Source organism: Gemmatimonadaceae bacterium (genome assembly GCA_016720905.1).
Taxonomy (GTDB): Bacteria; Gemmatimonadota; Gemmatimonadetes; order Gemmatimonadales; family Gemmatimonadaceae; genus Gemmatimonas.
Window position 1 is genome coordinate 284,170 of sequence record JADKJT010000003.1, and the last position, 18,335, is coordinate 302,504.

At 65.4% G+C, this 18,335-nt stretch carries 14 protein-coding genes; 8 read left to right on the forward strand and 6 right to left on the reverse strand.

Annotated features, from left to right (window positions below):
• The first annotated feature begins 6 nt into the window (after window positions 1-6).
• Window positions 7-525, forward strand: coding sequence for a hypothetical protein (locus IPP90_05660; protein MBL0170209.1), 519 nt, complete (start codon window positions 7-9; stop codon window positions 523-525).
• Window positions 526-576: 51 nt separating this feature from the next.
• Here IPP90_05660 and argJ read toward each other — a convergent pair whose 3' ends face one another.
• On the reverse strand, window positions 577-1,758 hold the full coding sequence (gene argJ, locus IPP90_05665) for a bifunctional glutamate N-acetyltransferase/amino-acid acetyltransferase ArgJ (GenBank protein ID MBL0170210.1): 1,182 nt from the start codon (window positions 1,756-1,758) through the stop codon (window positions 577-579).
• Between the two features lie 57 nt (window positions 1,759-1,815).
• Between argJ and IPP90_05670 the strand changes: the two genes are divergently transcribed.
• Both IPP90_05670 and IPP90_05675 read left to right on the forward strand, forming a co-directional pair.
• Window positions 1,816-3,825 (forward strand): M1 family metallopeptidase, encoded by a 2,010-nt coding sequence (locus IPP90_05670; GenBank protein MBL0170211.1) that lies wholly within the window; start codon window positions 1,816-1,818, stop codon window positions 3,823-3,825.
• A 177-nt stretch (window positions 3,826-4,002) separates the two neighbouring features.
• Window positions 4,003-4,500 carry a MarR family transcriptional regulator gene (locus IPP90_05675; GenBank protein MBL0170212.1) on the forward strand — a complete coding sequence of 166 codons (498 nt, stop codon included), beginning with the start codon at window positions 4,003-4,005 and terminating at the stop codon, window positions 4,498-4,500.
• A gap of 2 nt (window positions 4,501-4,502) precedes the next feature.
• Here the strand turns inward: IPP90_05675 and IPP90_05680 are convergent, their stop codons facing one another.
• Entirely contained in the window at window positions 4,503-5,933 is a 1,431-nt protein-coding gene (locus tag IPP90_05680) for an MBL fold metallo-hydrolase (GenBank protein MBL0170213.1), read from the reverse strand.
• Window positions 5,934-5,984: 51 nt separating this feature from the next.
• Here IPP90_05680 and IPP90_05685 point away from each other — a divergent pair, with 51 nt between their 5' ends.
• Together IPP90_05685 and IPP90_05690 are read left to right on the forward strand one after the other, a co-directional pair.
• The gene (locus tag IPP90_05685; protein ID MBL0170214.1) at window positions 5,985-6,416 is read left to right on the forward strand and encodes a hypothetical protein; all 432 of its coding nucleotides are present in this window, start codon (window positions 5,985-5,987) and stop codon (window positions 6,414-6,416) included.
• A gap of 69 nt (window positions 6,417-6,485) precedes the next feature.
• Window positions 6,486-8,633 (forward strand): TonB-dependent receptor, encoded by a 2,148-nt coding sequence (locus IPP90_05690; GenBank protein ID MBL0170215.1) that lies wholly within the window; start codon window positions 6,486-6,488, stop codon window positions 8,631-8,633.
• A gap of 12 nt (window positions 8,634-8,645) precedes the next feature.
• On the opposite strand, the gene sppA is transcribed toward IPP90_05690, so the two are convergent.
• A complete protein-coding gene (gene sppA, locus IPP90_05695) occupies window positions 8,646-10,556 on the reverse strand; it encodes a signal peptide peptidase SppA (protein ID MBL0170216.1) in 1,911 nt (636 codons plus the stop codon).
• 186 nt (window positions 10,557-10,742) lie between these two features.
• Here sppA and IPP90_05700 point away from each other — a divergent pair, with 186 nt between their 5' ends.
• The gene (locus IPP90_05700) at window positions 10,743-12,533 is read left to right on the forward strand and encodes an acyl-CoA dehydrogenase C-terminal domain-containing protein (GenBank protein MBL0170217.1); all 1,791 of its coding nucleotides are present in this window, start codon (window positions 10,743-10,745) and stop codon (window positions 12,531-12,533) included.
• A gap of 139 nt (window positions 12,534-12,672) precedes the next feature.
• Window positions 12,673-13,872, forward strand: coding sequence for a GGDEF domain-containing protein (locus IPP90_05705; GenBank protein ID MBL0170218.1), 1,200 nt, complete (start codon window positions 12,673-12,675; stop codon window positions 13,870-13,872).
• Between the two features lie 96 nt (window positions 13,873-13,968).
• Here IPP90_05705 and IPP90_05710 read toward each other — a convergent pair whose 3' ends face one another.
• Window positions 13,969-15,804, reverse strand: a complete 1,836-nt coding sequence (locus IPP90_05710; protein MBL0170219.1) for a heavy metal translocating P-type ATPase — start codon at window positions 15,802-15,804, stop codon at window positions 13,969-13,971.
• Between the two features lie 123 nt (window positions 15,805-15,927).
• On the opposite strand from IPP90_05710, the gene IPP90_05715 reads away from it, so the two are divergent.
• A complete protein-coding gene (locus tag IPP90_05715) occupies window positions 15,928-17,541 on the forward strand; it encodes a PAS domain S-box protein (GenBank protein ID MBL0170220.1) in 1,614 nt (537 codons plus the stop codon).
• On the opposite strand, the gene IPP90_05720 is transcribed toward IPP90_05715, so the two are convergent.
• Both IPP90_05720 and IPP90_05725 read right to left on the reverse strand, forming a co-directional pair.
• On the reverse strand, window positions 17,522-17,731 hold the full coding sequence (locus IPP90_05720) for a hypothetical protein (protein MBL0170221.1): 210 nt from the start codon (window positions 17,729-17,731) through the stop codon (window positions 17,522-17,524). The two genes, IPP90_05715 and IPP90_05720, sit on opposite strands and share 20 nt — an antisense overlap.
• A 7-nt stretch (window positions 17,732-17,738) precedes the next feature.
• Window positions 17,739-18,299 (reverse strand): DUF2490 domain-containing protein, encoded by a 561-nt coding sequence (locus tag IPP90_05725; GenBank protein MBL0170222.1) that lies wholly within the window; start codon window positions 18,297-18,299, stop codon window positions 17,739-17,741.
• Window positions 18,300-18,335 lie beyond the last annotated feature (36 nt).

The following is an 18,335-nucleotide window of genomic DNA, read 5'->3' on the forward strand; positions in this document are numbered from 1 at the left end:
TCTCGCATGTGGACATCCATCATTCCCAATCCGTTGCACCCCGCCATTGTCCATCTTCCGATGGCGCTGGTGATACTCCTGCCGATGACTGCCATCGTGGCCCTCTGGTCCATTCGTCGTGGCGCCGCGCCGATCAAGGTGTGGGGCGTGGCTGCCGCGCTGCACGCCATGCTGGCCCTGAGTGCGTGGGCCTCGTTGGCCACGGGTGATCAGGCCGGAGAGAAAGTCGAGAACGTGGTGGCCGAGGCACCGGTCGAGTCGCATGAGGAAGCCGCGGAGACGTTCCTCGCGCTCTCGGTGGGCGCCCTGGTGATCGCGCTGGTGGGGTTGCGCAAAGACCAGATCGGCACGGCCGCGCGAGCGGCGGCATCCGTGGCAACCGTCGCCTTGCTGGTGGCCGGCTGGCGGGTTGGGCATTCCGGCGGACAGCTCGTGTACCGGTATGGTGCGGCGTCGGCGTACACCGATAGCACGGGGGCACGCACTGCCAGCACCTCGCGCGGTGAAGACCGCGATGACCACTGATGAAGTCAGCGCCAAGCCCGTGACGTGCAGGACTGCCCCGGAACGCCGCGATCAACTGCTGTAGTACGCGGCGTTCTCCTCGACATACCCATTCGTGAGATCGCAGCCAAAGGCACGCGCGCTGCCGTCGCCCACGCCAAGCTCGACGTCCAGATCCACGGCGTCGCGCGACAGCGTATCCCGCACCACGGCATCGTCAAAGTGCAACCGTTCTCCGCCGGCAACCACCGGAAAGCCGTTGATCGACGCCGACGTGGTTGCCGGATTGATGGTGCAGTCGAAGCACTTGCCGATGGCCATCAGCAGGCGGCCGACATTGGGATCGGCGCCATGCACCATGGTTTTGATGAGCGGCGAATTCACGATGGACTTGGCAACAGTGTGCGCCTCACCGTCGGTGAGCGCGCCGCGCACCGACACGCGGATCAGTCGCGTGGCGCCCTCGCCATCGCGCGCGAGAATCTCCGTCATGCGGATGCAGCCGGCGCGCAATACCACCGCGAATGCCGCCTCGTCAACCTCGCCGGCCAGTCCGTTGGCCAGCATGGCGCACGTATCCGACGTGCTGGTATCCGTGTCCACCGACAGCGCATTGAACGACGGCGCCACCGCATCGCGCAGCAGTTTATCGAGTGTCGCGGCATCGAAGGCGGCGTCGGTGAAAATGTACGACAGCATCGTGGCCATGTTGGGCTCGATCATCCCCGACCCTTTTGCCACCCAGGTGATGGTGGCATTGCCGACGCGCGCCGAGAGCGCCTTGGGATGCGTGTCAGTGGTCATGATGCCTTCGGCGCCGATCATCGGGTCGCCCTGCAGGTCGCCCGCCATACCCACCACACCGGCTTCAATCTTTTCAATCGGCAACGGGACGCCAATCACGCCGGTGGAGCTGACCAGCACACGGTCGGCCGTGGTCCCCAGCTCGGCGGCAGCCGCGGCAGCCATCCGGCGCGCATGCTCCACGCCAAGCCGCCCGGTGGCCACATTGCTCACCTTGCTGTTGGCGATGATCGCGCGCAGCCGGCCGCCACGAATGGTTTCGCGACCGAGGATGACTGGCGCGCCCGGGAAATGGTTGCGCGTGAAGACGGCCGCGGCCGTGGCGTCCACGTCGCTGGCAAACAGGGTCAGGTCGCGCGCCGACGGCTTGAGGCCCACGTTGCGGCTGGCGCAGCGGAACCCTTTTGGAAAGACCGGCACGGCGTCAAACGGTGAGGTGCTGGATGTCATCGGCGAAAAGTGTTCGACCCTCGGGTCGTGCGCCAGCCGAGTCGCTACATTTTCATGATGTCATACTCCTCTCGCTCCCCTCGGTGCGCCGTTCCGGCGCCGGCCTTCGCCGTGCTGATCGCCACCGCGCTCCTCGGCGCGACAACCGTGCACGCGCAGGCCGCGCCGCCGCGACCTCGTCCGCTGTCCGTGGGCGACACGTCGGTGTTCGCGCCGCTGGTCCTGCCCACGGCCAACGAGCAGCGCGCCGGCAGTGGCGCGCCCGGCTCACGCTATTGGCAGAATCGCGCCGACTACGCGCTTTCCGCCACGCTGGACACGGCCACGCACACGCTGCGCGGCGAGATGACCCTGCGCTACACCAATGCCTCGCCGGACACGCTGCATTTCATTTGGCTGCAGGTGGAACAGAATGCCTTTCGCGACAAGTCACTGAACTCGTACATCTTTCCGCAGGACTCGCGTTTCGGCGCACGGGGCTTCGAGGGGGGATACGCATTCACCAAGATGGATCAGGTGATGCCGGCGGTGTCCGGCGCGGCCGCGAAGCGCGTGGCGCTGGCGCGTCGGCCCAACGAGACGATGATGAAAGTCGATCTGGCGACGCCGTTGGCCCCCGGGCGCACCGCGACGATTGAGGCAACCTGGACGTTCCCGGTGCCTGAGCACGGCGCCGATCGCATGGGTCGTGAAGGCTCGTTGTACGAAATCGCCCAGTGGTTCCCGCGCGCCGCCGTGTACGACGATGTGCGTGGCTGGAACATCGAGCCGTATCTGGGGCAGGGCGAGTTCTACGTCGACTATGGCGATTACACGCTGTCGGTGACCGTGCCGGCGGGATACATCGTGGCCGCCACCGGCGCGCTGCAGAATCCGCGCGACGTGCTTACGCCCACGCAAATCAGCCGTCACGCGGTGGCGGCCAAGTCCGACACCACCGTACGTCTGGTCACGGCCGAAGAACTCAAGAACGGATCGGCGCGACCGAAAGCCACCGGCATGCTCACCTGGAAGTTCGCGGCAAAGAATGTGCGCGACGCCGTGTGGGCCGCGTCGCCGGAGTTCCAGTGGGATGCGTCCAGTTGGAAGGGCATCATGGCCTACGCGTACTATCGCCCCAGTGCCGCCGTCAACTGGCACGATGCGGCCGACCAGTCGCGCATGTCCATCATGGAGTATTCCGAGCGGTGGTTCCCGTATCCCTGGCCGCACATCTCGGCGGTGGAAGGACCGATCAGCGGCATGGAATACCCCATGATCGCCATGGAGAACAAGAGTGCCGATGTGTACGACTTGTACAACGTGGTGACGCACGAGATCGGACACATGTGGTTCCCGATGATCGTCGGCAGTAACGAACGCGTGTACATGTGGCAGGATGAAGGCTTCAATACCTTCATCAACACCTTCTCCGAGGGACGGCGCTATCCGGAGAAGGGGGACCAGATGGCGCGTGCGGCCGAGGAGCGGCGCATGGTGGAGCAGTTCATGGTCGGCGGCGCGGACAAGCCGGTGAACATGAATCCTGACCGCATCAATCCGCGTCTGCTGGGCGAGGCGTCGTATGTGAAGCCCAGTGTCGGGCTGCAGCTGCTGCGACAGGAAATCATGGGCCCGCAGGCGTTCGATGATGCCTTTCGTACCTACATTCGTCGCTGGGCGTACAAGCATCCCACACCTGGCGACTTCTTCCGCACCATGGAAGATGTGGGTGGACGACGGCTGGACTGGTTCTGGCGCGAATGGTTTGTCGAGAACTCACGATTTGACCAGAGCATCGACTCGGTCATCGTGAAGAAAGACGGGGACACCACGCGGGTCGCGGTGCTGTTCGGCAATCGCGAGCGTGGCGTCTTGCCCGTGCGTGCGCGCTTCAGCTTTGCCGATGGAACGAGCGAGGAGTTCATCTACCCCGCCGAAGTGTGGAGCACCGACAGTCGCCACTACGCACGCCAGTATGCGTTTCCCAACAAGACGCTCATCCGCATCGAGCTTGACCCGGAGCAGCGGCTGCTCGACATCGATCGCGCGAACAATACGTGGGGAACGCCGCCCATCCGGCCCTGACCCGTGGATCGGGTCGCCGTCAGGGACAACACGCATTAGAATTTCCAGAAGCTGGCAGCGATCTCATCTGCTGCCAGCAATCATTCCCATCCGCTAAGGCGAACCGCCCGCCCGGTGGCTCGCCACTTCAACTCCTCGACGCCTGTGCCGTCGCAGCCGACTCTTCGCCCATTTGACATCGCCGTGGCACTGCGTCTGCTTCTCGTCCCCGAGGAGCGGTACGAGCCGCTGGCCGAAGCGCTGGTCACCAGCACCAGCGCGGTGCACCGATCGGTGGCACGTCTGCAGCTCTCCGGGCTGTGCAAGGCCTCCAGTCGTACCGTGACGCGTCCGTCGTTCCTGGAATTCCTGGTAAGTGGCGTACGGTTCGCATTTCCTGCCGTGCACGGTCCCGAACGCACAGGATTGGCGACGGCGTGGACGCACGAGGACGTTGCCCCCTTGTTTGCTGACGGTGAACGTCCTCGCAACCTGGTATGGGCCAGTGACCGGGGGACGATCCGCGGCGAATCGCTGGTGCCGTTGTTCCCCAACCTGCCCGCCGTGGCGGCTCGCGATGTGCGGCTGCACGAACTGCTGGCCATGGTTGATGTCCTGCGGGTCGGTAACGCGCGCGAGCGTCGTGTGGTGAGCGACGTCCTGGGCCAGCGCCTGCTGTCGAGCGCGGCCGACTGACGTCAGGTGGTGGTCGGCCGGCGCGATTCGCGCCAGGCCAGATAGCCACCTTCGAGATTCACGACATCGTCACGCCCGAGCCGCTTGAGCAGACTGGCGGCAATGGCCGACCGCGCTCCCGACTGGCATTGCAGTACCAGCGTGGTGGAAGGAAGCGCGTGCCGTTGCGAAGCCAGTTGCCCCAGTGGCACATGCAGCGCGTGGGGCAAGTGTCCTTCCCGCCACTCGCTTTCGCCACGCACGTCAAGCACGGTGATCGCTTCGTCCGACCATGCTTCAAGCGATCGAACGTTCATCTGCGTCACGGTCCCTGCCTGGTGTCCCGCGTTCGTCCACGCGGCCACGGCTTCGTCGGCGTCGACCCACCCGACCACGCGGTCGAGCCCGATCAGGGCGAGGTCGTGCGCGGCGCTCACCGCCACTGGAGACACGCCTTCGCCAGCTGCCGACGGGGCCAGCAACACGATGTCGACGTCGTATGGCACGAGAGTGCCCGTATACGTGGAGAATGACCGTGAATAGGGCAGTGACAATGACGACGGAATGTGGGCGGCGGCGAATGCCGCGGCCGGACGCAGGTCCAGCACCCAGGTCTGTGTCGCCAGAGTAACGATGTCAGTCGCCGCCAGGCGTGCTGGCGTCGTCATGCCGCCCAGCACGGGGGGACCCTCGCGATTGATCCGCTTCATCTCCGCGAAGTAGCCCGGTGGCTCTGGCTGTCCATCCAGTACGTTGACCACGAATTGCGCTTCGTCGGTTTCGGCAACGCCCCAGTTGGACCGCTTTTCGTACCCGACGGTGCTGGACGGCACGGCCCCCAACGCCTTTCCGCACGCCGAACCCGCGCCGTGCGCCGGCCACACCTGCAGATGATCGGGAAGTGCGCGGAACCGCTCGAGCGAATGAAACAGGGTGTGCGCGCCGGCTTCCATCGTGTTCGCAATGCCGGCCGCCCGCTCCAGCAGGTCCGGACGTCCCACGTCACCCACGAACACAAAGTCGCCGGTGAGAATCCCCATGGCGCCGGCCGCGCGTGGCGTATCGGTCACCACAAACGACAGGTGCTCGGGGGTGTGCCCAGGCGTGTGCAACACATCCAGCCGAATGTTCCCCACCATGATCGTATCGCCGTCACGCAACAGCGTGGCGCCGTCGCGTGCGGCAAACCGATACTGCCAGTCGGTCCCGCCTTCGGCCGAGAGAAACAGACGGGCGCCGCTCGCGGCCACCAATTCGCGCGCCCCGGACACGAAATCCGCGTGAATGTGGGTCTCCGTCACATGCGAAATACGAAGACCTTCGGCGGATGCGACCTGCAGATAGGCCGCCACGTCGCGCAAAGGGTCGACGACGACCGCCTCACCGGTAGCCTGGCAGCCAATGAGATAACTGGCCTGCGCCAGCGGCTGGTCGTAGAACTGTCGAAAGAACATGATCCCAATATGCCGGTGCCTCGACGCCTGTTCAATCGTCTCTGACTCAGGATGCCCATCACCTCTGCGAAATCCACCAATCGCCCCTCTGCCGGGGATGCGCGTGCGGCGCGTGATCGCCGCATTGTGAGCGGCCTGATCGGCGTCTTTGTCGTGGGGGCGCTGTGGCTGGCGTCGCTCAGCGTCGCCGACTCGTCGCGAAAGGCGCAGGCCAAGACCCAGATGGGGCAGACGTTCGCGGTGGTCCATCGTCGCCAGTCGGAATTCCGGAGTCTGACCGGGCGCTTTGCCACCTGGCCGGAGCTTCGTCAACGCGGGGCCACGCTGGGACCGCGCCAGACCGTGAACAGCTCCAATGCCGATGCCTCGCATTGGTTCATCTCCATTCGCGACCAGCAGGCCGGCGTCATCTGCGACCGCACCGGCGAATTGATGGACGAGGATCGCTTCGAGCGGACCCCGGTGTGTCGGGATGCCCCCTAGCCGGGCACGATCCCGGTAAATCGCCCGGAAAGACTCGACATTCGATGCGCACGGCGACAGAGTCCACGCGTGTCGACATTCCCCATTCATCTGCGGCGCATCGCCGGGCTGGCGCTCGTTCCAGCGGTATCGGCTTTCGCGCAATCTCCCCCGCCCGCTGATTCGTCGGCGCGCACACTGCTTCGCGCCGTCACCGTCACCGTGTCGCGTGACGCGGCGCGCGCGCCCTTTGAACTGCCGTTCGCCACCACGCGCGTGGTGCCGGATGCCCAGCGCCCCGGCCAGCGTCGCGTGTCGATGTCCGATCTCTTGTTGGGCGTTCCAGGGGTGGTTGTCCAGGACCGCGCCAATCCGTCACAGGATCCGCGACTGGCCGTGCGTGGTTTTGGCGCGCGATCCGCATTCGGTGTGCGTGGTGTCCGCGTGATGCGCGACGGCATTCCGTTGTCGTTGCCCGACGGGCAGACCCCGGTGGACTGGCTGGAACTGGAAAGCGTGGGGAGCCTTGAGGTGGTTCGCGGCACGGCGGCCGCGCTGTATGGCAATGCGGCGGGCGGTGTGGTGGATTTTCGTTCCAAGGAACCGATGGCTGCGCCGTTGGGCGTCGACGTCCGATGGTGGAACGGAGGCGGCTTGTCACGCACCACGGCCACGGTGTCCAGTGCCCAGCGTCGTGCGGAATCCGCCGACGCCCACGGCGTTCGTGATGTCGGTGGATTGATGACCCTGACGCGCACCAGGGGTGACGGACCACGCCAATGGTCGCGACTGGACGCCACCAACGCGTTCGCGCGTGCCTTTGCCACGGTGGGGCATTCGACCATCGAAGTGCAGGGCACTCGGTACGATGCGCCGCGCGCCGAGAACAGCGGTGCGCTGACCGCGGCGGAACTGGCACGCGATCCATCGCTGCCCGACTCGCTGAACATCACCAAGCATTCGCGCAAGGCGGTCACGCAACAGCAACTGGCGGTGATTCTCACGCACGGCAATGCCCAGCGATCCATGAACGCATCGGTGTTTGCCGGGACGCGCGTGCTCGACAACCCGCTGCCCTTTGCGATTGTCGCCGTCGATCGCGCCGTCGCCGGCGCGTCGCTGCGCGCGACGGTGCGCGTGGCGCGCACACCCTGGCCGCTGCGGCTCACCGCCGGCGCCGATGCGCAACGGCAGGATGATTCGCGACTGAACTACGAAAACTGCGCCGATGTCGTCACCGGCAACCCGACCACCAAATGTCCCCGCATTGGGTTCGAACGCGGTGCCGTGCGTCTGGACCAGCGCGAGGAGGTGCGTGGGCTGGGCGGCTATGCGCGGGCCGAAGTCGAAGCGCCCGGGCGGGTATTCGTGAGTGCCGCGGCGCGGCGCGACGCGGTGTCGTTTCACGTCACCGATCGGTTCATCACCGGCACCAATCTCGACGACTCCGGCGAACACACGCTGTCGGCCACGACGCCGATGCTGGGCGTGGTCTGGCGCGCGCGACCCACGATGTCGCTGTTCAGCAATTGGACGGCAGCGTTTGAAACACCAACCATCACCGAACTCACCAATCAGGACAATGGCGCGGCCGGATTGAACACGCGGCTGGCCCCGCAGCGGACACGGACCATCGAGGCCGGCATGCAGGGATTGGTCGGCGGCCGACTGCGCGTTGATGTCGCTGCATTTCGGGCCATCGTGCAGGATGAACTGGTGCCATTTGACGTGCCCAACCAGGCGGGGCGACGGGCGTTTCGCAACGCCGGGCGCACGTCGCGGGTAGGGTTCGAGTCGAGCCTGATAGCCGCATGGCCGCGCGTCGATCTTGGTGCGTCCTACACGCGTTCGCACTTTCGTTTCGATCGGTACGCGGTGGGTACCGCGAACTATGCCGGAAAGCCCATCCCGGGAATCCCCGGCCAGATGGCCCAGCTGTGGACGACCGCGCGGGCCCGCGGGTGGTTCGGCACCGTGGAATCCACCATGTCGTCCGCGATGACCGCCGACGATGCGGCGGCCATCACGTCAGCCGGCTATTCGGTGTGGTCACTGCGCGGTGGCTACGCGGGCCCCGCGCACTTCAATCGCCTCGGACTCGAACCGACGATTGGGGTCGACAATGTGTTTGATCGCACCTTCACCACCAGCGTAGTGATCAACGCCACCCGCAGCCGGTATTTCGAACCCGGACTTAGGCGACGGGTGTTCGTTTCCATGCGCGTGACCGGTCGATAACGGCGGCCGACGCTAGCGAACGATCAGTACATACGGCATGCGCGCATACACGCCGCGCGGATCGTCGAAGCGCAAGAGGGCACTCATCTGCTCGAGTACCTCCCGGCCCATCCGTTGGGCCGGTCCACGCCCGGAAAACAGGGCGTTGCCGACGGCCGCCACAGGCTGCGGATTACGCTCGAACATCTCCGTCAGCAACTCGGCGGTGGTCTTGGTGCGCGGAAACTCCTTGATGTCGTAATCGCCGGTGATATTCGCCAACCCGGCAGCACTCTTGATCGCGACATCCAGGCCGCCGATGGAATCCACCAGACCGATGCGCATGGCGTCGGTGCCCGACCACACACGGCCTTCCGCAATCGAACGCACCGAATCGGGCGATATCTTGCGGGCCGTGGCCACGCGATCGATGAACGCCGCGTACACGGCGTCGGTGCCGCGCTGCAAAATGGCCAACTCGGCCTCGGTACGCGGACGCGTCAGCGTAAAGATGTCCGCATAGCGACCGGTCTTCACCGTGTCGAACGTGATGCCGTTCTTGGCGGCGATGCCCTTGAGGTTGGGCACCAGGGCAAAGACGCCAATGGAACCGGTGATCGTGTTGGGCTGCGCAAACACTCGCGTGGCCGCGGTGGAAATCCAGTAGCCGCCGTTGGTGGCCATGGTGCCCATCGACACGACGATCGGTTTCGTCCGACGAATCAACGCCAGTTCGCGCTGGATTTTCTCCGACGCAATGGCACTGCCGCCGGGGCTGTTGACGCGCAGCACGACGGCCTGCACCGAGGCGTCGGCGCGCAACCGCCGAAGTTCGCGGGCCATCCCGTCACCGCCGATGCTGCCGGGCGAACTTTGACCATCGACGATGTCACCCTCGGCATAGACAACGGCGACGCTCTGCTTCGCGCCAAACGTCCGCGCCCGCGCGGACGCAATCGGGGCGTAGTCCTCGAGCGCAACCTGCGGCAGCGTCGGCAGGTTGAGGAGCGTGGCGACGTCGGGCTTGCTGCCATCAGCCGTGGCCGGCGTCACCGCCACGCTGTCCGATCGGGGCGAGCCGGCCACTGTCTTGTTTCGCACACCGGCCAGTACCTCGAGGTCGGCCAGCACCTCATCGAAATAGGCCACGCGGTCCACCAACTGGGCCGACTTCGCATCGGCCGGCTGAATGATGCCTTGCGTATCGACCAACGTCTGCAACGTCGTGGTGTCCACACCGCGACTGTCGGCAATACCACGCTTCACCTCGCTCCACATTTCGCCGAGATAGGCGCGCGTTTGCAGCCGGCTTTCGGGGCTCATGCTGGTGCGGGTGTAGGGCTCAACGGCGGCCTTGAATCGACCAACCCGACTCACCTGCACCCCGATGCCGTACTTCTCGAGCAATCCCGCGAAGAACACCTGCTCGGACGCCATGCCAGGGAGCAGCAACGCGCCGAACGGATCGAGTGTGATCACCGACGCCGCTGACGCCAGGTAGTAGTCGCGCGTGTCCGGGTTGACGAGGTAGGCATGCACCGGTTTCTTCGATTTGCGGAAGTCGCCGATGGCCGCGCGCAGCTCGCGCAGCGCCGCATATCCCGAGCCGTACCCGCTGGGATTGATCGAGCCGCGGATCAGGACCGCGCTGATGTCGTCGTCGCCGGCCGCGGCGCGCAGTGACAGGATGGCGGCGCGCAGCGGCACCGTGTTCTTCCCGCCCGCCATGAGCGCGTCGTCGAGCACCGATCGATGTTCCGTGCCGGTCGGTGCATCCACCAACGTCTGGTCGAGATCGATGATGAGCACCGATCCGTGTCTGACGGTGACCGGCTTGCTGCCACCAGCCGCCGCGGCAATGCCAATGAGAAGAATGAACCCACCCACCACGCACAGCGCGATGGTGACGAGGTTGGCGGCAATGGCCGTGAAAAACGCCTTCATGCGGGGCTCCGGGTATCCGTGCGTGTACTGCGGAATACGAAGGAGTCTAGCAGGAAGACCGCGTCCCGGCTGACGGGCAGGCCAAACATGACGCTACCGTCACAATCGGCGCTTGCCCGACGCCTGCGGACCCGCCAACTTTCCGGGACCCCATTCCCTTGTCCCTCGCCTCCGAGGACGTTGTCCATGCCCGCGTACAAGGCTCCGCTCGACGATATCCGTTTTCTGCTGCACGACGTGCACAACGTGGCGCAGCTGTCGGCACTCCCCGGTTTCGAAGAGGCCACCCCCGACCTGATCGACGCGGTCTTGACCGAAGGGGCCGCCATCTGCGAACAGGTGTTGTTTCCGCTCAATCAGTCGGGGGACGCGGAAGGAGTGACGCTGGAGAACGGCGCGGTGCGGACACCATCCGGATTCAAGGAGGCGTACAGGCAGTACGCGTCATCCGGGTGGACGAGCGTGGTGGCCGACCCCGCGTTCGGCGGTCAGGGGCTCCCCGAGACGGTGGGCTTCGTGATGGAGGAAATGCTGTGCTCCTCCAACTTGTCGTTCAGCATGTATCCTGGACTCTCGCACGGCGCGTACAGCGCCATGATGAGTCACGGGTCGGAGGAGATCAAGCAGCGGTTTCTGCACAAGTTGGTGGATGGCACCTGGAGTGGCACTATGTGCCTCACCGAGGCGCACTCCGGCACCGACTTGGGCATCCTCACCACCAAAGCCGTCCCGGCCGGCGATGGGGCGTATCAGATCACGGGCTCGAAGATCTTCATTTCGGCCGGCGAGCACGATCTGACCGAGAACATCCTCCACTTGGTGCTGGCGAAGCTGCCGGATGCGCCGGGCGGGACGAAAGGCATCTCGATGTTCCTTGTGCCCAAGTATCTCCCGACGGACGAAGGAACACCCGGCACGCCCAACGGTGTGACGTGCGGCGCCATCGAGCACAAGATGGGCATCAAGGCGTCGGCCACCTGTGTGTTGAACTTCGACAACGCGACAGGATGGATGGTGGGCGAACCCCACAAGGGCATGAAGGCGATGTTCGTGATGATGAACGGCGCACGCCTGGCGGTGGGATTGCAGGGGCTGGGACTCGCCGAGGTGGCGTACCAGAACGCCTTGGCGTACGCCAAGGAGCGATTGCAGGGTCGGGCGCTGACCGGTCCGCAGAATCCGTCTGGTCCGGCCGACCCCATCATCGTGCATCCCGACGTGCGCAAGGGATTGCTGCGCGTGAAGGCGTTCAACGAGGGAATGCGCTCGCTCGCCTACTGGATCGGTATCCGTATCGATCTCGAGCATCGTCATCCGGATGCCGCCGTCAAGCAGGAAGCGGCCGACATCGTGGCGCTGATGACGCCGGTCATCAAGGCGTTCCTCACCGACAAGGGCTTCGACAACACCAACATCGCGTTGCAGACGCTGGGTGGTCACGGATACATCAAGGAGTACGGGATCGAGCAGTATGTGCGCGATGCGCGGATCGGGCAGATCTACGAAGGCACCAATGCGGTGCAGGCATTGGATCTCGTGGGTCGCAAGCTGCCCATGGAGGGTGGGCGACTGGTGCGACGCTTTTTTGAAATCGTGAAGGCGGACATCGACGCGTCGTCGGCCGACCCGTCGATGGAAGAATTCGCGAAGCCGCTGGGCGCGTCGTTGTATCAGCTGCAGAAGGCCACGATGATGCTGGCTGAACGGGGCTTTGCCAACCCCGACGAAGCGGGTGCGGCCGCGACTGAATACCTGCACCTCATGGGCTACGTGGCGGTGGGATGGCAGTGGATGCGGATGGCCACGGTCGCCAAGGCCAAGCTCGCTGCCGGTTCCGGCGACGCGCGCTTCATGGAGGCCAAGATCAAGACCGCCCGGTTCTATATGGCGCGGTTGCTTCCCGAGGCCGCGACGCTGCTGGCCGCGATCCAGTCGGGGTGCGCGCCCATCATGGCGCTGGACGTCGAGCAGTTCTGACGGAGCGTTTGACCGTGCATTGACGGGCCAAGCGGGTCAGGGTGTGACGGGGGTGCCGGGATTGTAACAGTGGGGTGTCCGGCACTCAACTCGGTGGGACCACCTGCCGATAGACGAATACACACCTCTACCCCTTACCATGTTCTTCAAGAAATCCACACCCGAGCCACGTCCCGCGTCCGAGCGAAGCAGCTCGAACGGCGTCAATGGCTCCCCGCAGCTCAATGTGATCCAGGGCGGTGCCGCTGCCAGCGCCGCGCCTCAACGCTCGTCCTCATCGAGCGACGACAGTATCGGCATGGTCATCGACGCCCTTGGTGGTGTGCTGACCGCGCTGGCGCGCTATCCCATTGATTTGCCGGACCGTCCGGGTGAGGAAAGCGCCCGCGAAATCGCCAAGTGGCAGCGTCACGCGACGCTGGGCTACGGACTCGACGAGGCGGATCAGACGGGCTCAGTTGGTGTCGCCGACCGCGACTGGGGCGGCATCATTCGCACGGTGACCGAGCAGCGTCGCGAGGAGCACCGCCACGTGGCGGGCTCCATCAACGAGCTGCGTGACGCGCTGTGGGCGTGCGTCGAGACGGTGCACAATGCGGTGAAGGTGGATCAGAAGACGGACGTGACCACGAACGACCAGATGGACAAGGCCCGCAACGCGCTGAAGCGTTTGCAGCCCGGATCCATCAAGCAGGATGTGCTGGGCGCCGTATTGGCGATTGAAGGGGCGCTGCAGTCGCGCCGCGAACAACAGGCGGACCAGTACACGAACCTGGCCACCAAGCTGGACAAGCTGGGCAAGCAACTGGAAGAAGCGCGCCGCGAGAGCACGACGGATGCGCTCACCGGTATCGGCAATCGCAAGTTGTTCGATACGATGATTGCGCGCGCGGTGCAGATGTTCTCGCTGTCCAAGCAGCCAGTGGTGTTGCTGATGATCGACATGGACAAGCTCAAGCTTGTCAACGACATGTACGGGCATCAGGCCGGTGACACCGCGATTGCGACGCTGGGCCGCGCGTTGACCAAGGTGTTCCTGCGCCAGTCCGACGTGTTGTGCCGTTACGGCGGCGACGAGTTTGCCGCCATCCTGCACAACACCGATTGGAAGATGGCACAGACGCTGGCGCGTCGGTTGGGTGACACGCTGTCGCAGTTGCCCGCGCCGCATCCGGCCATGGAGTTCAGTATCGGCGCCTCAGTGGGCGTGGCGCAGCTGGAGCCGCTGGAAGACGCGGAGGAGTGGAAGGCGCGCGCCGACAAGGCGCTGTACAAGGCGAAGCAGAATGGTCGCGATCGGGTCGCTGTGGCCGAAAGCGCGTCCACCAAGGTGGCATGACCGAACGCAATGACGAATGAGAGGTTGGAAAATACGCCCCCATGATGATTGCGAATGACCGAACGCCCCAGCCGATTGGCTGGGGCGTTCGGCGTTTCAGGACTGATCGAAGCTTGCCCGCAGCGCGTTCAGGATCACCGCCACGTCAATCGCTTCCTGCGCCAGCGCACCGGCAATCGGCGTGAGATAGCCGAACGCGGCCAGCACCATCCCCACCATGCTGAGCCCCAGACCCACGCCGATGCTCTGGCGCGCGATGTACAACGCCCGGCGTCCAATGCGAACCGCTTCCGCGACGCGCGCCGGATCGTCGATCAGCAACACCACATCTGCCGCTTCGGCCACCACGCCGCCGCCATGACCCGCCAGCGCGACACCCACACTCGCCGCGCTCAGCGCCGGGGCGTCGTTGGTGCCATCGCCCACCATCAGCACACGCCGACCGCTGGCTTCCAGCGCCTGCACGCGTCGCACCTTGTCTTCTGCCGAGAGGTCGCCCGCGAAGTTGGTGATGCCCAGCTGCGCGGCGATCTTCGCCACATTCTCGGAACGATCCCCGGAGAGCAGCTGCGAGTCCCGAAGGCCCAGGAGCGCCAGCTCGTCGAACAGGAGATGCAGGTCGTCACGCAGCTCATCGGAAAATTCGATGCGACCCAGCGCGCCATTCGACGAACCGACATACGCGCGCAAGCCGTCGGCATCGACCTCCATGGCGTCCAGCCGTGGCGCCAACGCCGGTAGGGTCGTGCGTAAATACGCAGGAGATCCCACGGCCACGGTCACACCGGCCACGTGACCCATCACGCCGCTGCCGGGCGTTTCCTGGAGATTGTCCGCCAGCACCACGGACATGTTGCGCGCGTCAGCCTCGGCCACCACCACGCGTGCCAGCAGGTGACCCGAGCCTTGCTCGACGGCCGCCGCCAGGGCGAGCAAGGCCTCCGATGTGAGGCCATCGTCAGTCACAATTTGATGCACGCGCGGTTTGCCGATCGTCAACGTGCCGGTTTTATCGAACACCGCGGTCTGCACATGGGCCAGCGCCTCCAGGGCGCCGCCGTTGCGCACGATGATGGCCCGACGCGCGGCGCGATTGATCCCGCCAATGATCGCCACCGGTACCGCGAGAATCAGCGGACACGGTGTGGCCACCACGAGCACGGCCAGCACCCGTGTCACGTCGCCGGAGAGGAACCAGGCCAGTGCACAGACCGCGAGCGTGAGCGGGGTGAACCAGACCGCGATCTTGTCGGCCATGCGCTGCAGCGGGCTCTTGCTGGCCTGCGCGCTGCGCACGAGTTCCACGATGCGCGCATACTGACTGTCCTGCGAGGTGCGAATGGCCAGGATGGTCAGCGCGCCCTCCTGATTCACACTGCCCGACAGCAGCTTCGTGCCCGCCAGCGCCTTGACGGGAATGGGCTCGCCGGTCAAACGCGAGGTGTCCACATGTGACGCACCGGACGTGACCTCGGCGTCACACGGCACCAGCTCGCCCGGACGCACCAGCAGCATATCGCCGGGAACGATGGCCGTGGCCGCGATCTCGGTGACCACCGCGTTAGCGACGCGATGGGCAATGCGCGGGGCATCGGCCTCCAGCGCCTCCACCGCGCTGCTGGCGCGGGCGACGGCATAGGTCTCGAGCGCTTCGCCGCCGGTTTGCATGAGGACCACCACCAACCCTGCCAGTGGCTGCTGCAATCCAATGGCACCGGCAATGGCCAGCATCGCCACCACGTCCGCCGCAAATTCGCCGCGCAGCATTCCCCGCAACGTCTTCCACGACACGGGCACGCCGGTGAGTATCAGGCCGGCGTACCACACTCGCTCACGCCAGATCGCGCCGTCTGGCGCGAACGAGAGCATGGCTCCCACCGTGAGGAACAGGAGCGCGGCCAGTGGCATTCTGGGCAAGGCGAATGATCGCATCTCTTAAGAATATCGCCGAAAGCACACCGCGCACATGCCGTCGTGACGGATTTGCACGGTCACACTGGCTAGCGTCACGGTCGTCGGGCTATTCTCGACTGTCTCCAACCGACGGAACTCCCCGTGCACACGCCTACGCATTCCGACGCCGCGCTGGCCGCGATCGTCGATATCTCCTCCGATGCGATCATCGCGCTGGACAATCAGTACAAGATTATCCGCTTCAATCGTGGCGCCGAGGACACATTCGGGTGGACCGAGGCGGAGATGCTGGGTCAACCGCTGGATCGCCTGCTGCCAGCGGGCATTCGCGCCGTGCATGACCATCATGTGCGACGGTTCGCCGAGGGGGCGGTTGCGTCGCGTCGCATGGCGCAACGCGCGGAGATCTCGGGTCTGCGGCGCACTGGCGAGGGATTTCCCGCCGAAGCGTCGATTGCCCGTGTGACCATCGACGGGGTGCAAACGTTCATGGTGACGCTGCGCGATGTCAGCGAACGCCGTCGTGTGGAAGAGCGCCAGCGATTGATGGCGGCGGCCGGGTGGGTCCTGGCTGCCTCACTCGACATCGATTCGACCATGGCAACCGTGGCGGAACTCCCGCTGCCGTTGGTGGGAGACTGGTCCCTCCTGGAGCTGGTGACGGCCGACGGTCGCATTCGGCGGGTGGCCTCGGCCCATGCCGATGCCGCACACACCGCGTTGACTGCCGCGCTGGTGTCGCGCGCGGCCGTTGAATCCAGTGACAACCCACCGACGACGAGCGGCGGGCGCGCCGCGCATGAGGTGGAGGCCCAACGCATTTCGGACACGAAGGCATGGATAGAGGCGAATTTCCCCGATCCGCTGGATCGCGAGCGAGTGGAGACACTGGGGGCTTCGGCGGTGCTGATGGTACCGCTCCGAGCGGGTGGACGGGCCATCGGCGTATTGCATGTGGTGCGCGCGAAGTCTGGCGCCATGCATCTGCCCGAAGACGCCCAGTTGGCGGACCAGTATGCCGGACTGGCCGCGCTGGCGCTGGAGAACGCACGACTCTACCATGAAGCGCGCCAGGCGGTCCGCGAGCGTGACGATATGCTGGCCGTGGTGTCGCACGATTTGCGGAATCCCGTCAACGCCATTGTTCTCCTGACCGGTGCCGTGTTGAGCGGGGACCACGAGGGGGGCGCCCTGATGAACCGCGATGACGTGGAGAGCATCCGGTCCGCGGCGCGTCAGGCGAACGACCTGATCCAGGACTTGCAGGATGTCTCGCGCATCTCGACGGGCCGACTGCGGGTGGAGCAGCGCCCCGTGTCCATTGAAGAGGTGGTCGACGATGCCGCAGACATGTTCGAGCCGGCGATGCGTGATGCCGGGATCACGTTCGCGGTGCAGGTCGCGCCGGGCATCGACCCACTGCCGGCCGATCGCGGGCGCCTGTTGCAGGTGCTCTCCAACCTGCTCGGGAATGCGGTGCGCTTCACGCCGCGCGGCGGCGACGTGACGTTATCGCTCGAGCGCGGCGAATCGGCGGTGCGCATTGCGGTGCGCGACACGGGCCCTGGCGTGGCTCCGGACGATGTGCCGCGATTGTTCGAGCGTTACTGGCAGGCACCGCGATTGTTGCGCGCGGGCTCGGGACTCGGACTGTTCATCTCCAAGGGGATTGTGGAGGCGCACGGCGGCGAAATCGGGGTGGTGAGCAATGTCGGGCAGGGGAGTGAGTTCTGGTTCACGGTTCCGGTGCCGTAGGAGGAGCGATCAGCAACCACGAGAGCGTGAGGGTGTGGTTCACTTCGTTCGCGCGCCGCGCCGCGAATGCATTCCAGAGATTCATGTAACCAATTTCGATGCGCTGTCGCGCGTCGAGCGGCAGGCCAATGCCGATGGCCGCGCGGTTTTGCGTGACCTGCACTGTGGCGCCGCCGCCGCCGATGGGCATCAGCAGTTCATCCCAGACAAACGTCTGGAGGGGACGACGGCGAAGGCGAAGGGCCGGCCAGCGGCCCTTGCAGGCGCCCCAGATATCGTACCCGATTGGCGTAGGTGGTTGGCGCGGTGTGCTCGCCGACCGGCGCATCAGGAAGCACGGCCGTCACCCACCGTTGTTCCAGCCGATACCGGTGACTGATCGTCAGCGCGCTTGCCTTGTGCGTGAGCGACAGCTGTTGCCAGCTGCGGTGTTCGCGGGTGGGGTTCGCGATGGGGAGCGCTCCATAGGGAGCCGTGGCCACATAGCCATACCCGGCCGCCAGTCGCACACCGGGTGCCACCGTGAGTTGCACCCCGGGCCGGATGAGCAATTGCTGCGGCTGCTGTCCGGAGTCCAGTCGCCGCCACTGCCCATCAAACCAGAGCGACCACCGGCCGCGCAGCGGCTGGTCCACAAAGGCACCCAGCCACTGGGCGTTCTGGTGCCGTGAGATCCACGGGGTCGTCTGGGCGGTGAGCGTCGGCGCCAGCCCGGTCAGGAGCAGGGCGAGCAGCGGCGGGGAGGATGGAATTCTCACGACGAGGCGCGGCTGGAGTGGATGGGGGCTTGCGGG

What these genes read in the sequence shown, in the direction of transcription:
- IPP90_05685 (MBL0170214.1), top strand. Translation starts at nt 5,985, where the DNA reads ATGCCCATCACCTCTGCGAAATCCACCAATCGCCCCTCTGCCGGGGAT.
- IPP90_05710 (MBL0170219.1), bottom strand. Translation starts at nt 15,804, where the DNA reads ATGCGATCATTCGCCTTGCCCAGAATGCCACTGGCCGCGCTCCTGTTC.
- IPP90_05720 (MBL0170221.1), bottom strand. Translation starts at nt 17,731, where the DNA reads ATGCCCATCGGCGGCGGCGGCGCCACAGTGCAGGTCACGCAAAACCGC.
- argJ (MBL0170210.1), bottom strand. Translation starts at nt 1,758, where the DNA reads ATGACATCCAGCACCTCACCGTTTGACGCCGTGCCGGTCTTTCCAAAA.
- IPP90_05705 (MBL0170218.1), top strand. Translation starts at nt 12,673, where the DNA reads ATGTTCTTCAAGAAATCCACACCCGAGCCACGTCCCGCGTCCGAGCGA.
- IPP90_05660 (MBL0170209.1), top strand. Translation starts at nt 7, where the DNA reads ATGTGGACATCCATCATTCCCAATCCGTTGCACCCCGCCATTGTCCAT.
- IPP90_05670 (MBL0170211.1), top strand. Translation starts at nt 1,816, where the DNA reads ATGTCATACTCCTCTCGCTCCCCTCGGTGCGCCGTTCCGGCGCCGGCC.
- sppA (MBL0170216.1), bottom strand. Translation starts at nt 10,556, where the DNA reads ATGAAGGCGTTTTTCACGGCCATTGCCGCCAACCTCGTCACCATCGCG.
- IPP90_05680 (MBL0170213.1), bottom strand. Translation starts at nt 5,933, where the DNA reads ATGTTCTTTCGACAGTTCTACGACCAGCCGCTGGCGCAGGCCAGTTAT.
- IPP90_05700 (MBL0170217.1), top strand. Translation starts at nt 10,743, where the DNA reads ATGCCCGCGTACAAGGCTCCGCTCGACGATATCCGTTTTCTGCTGCAC.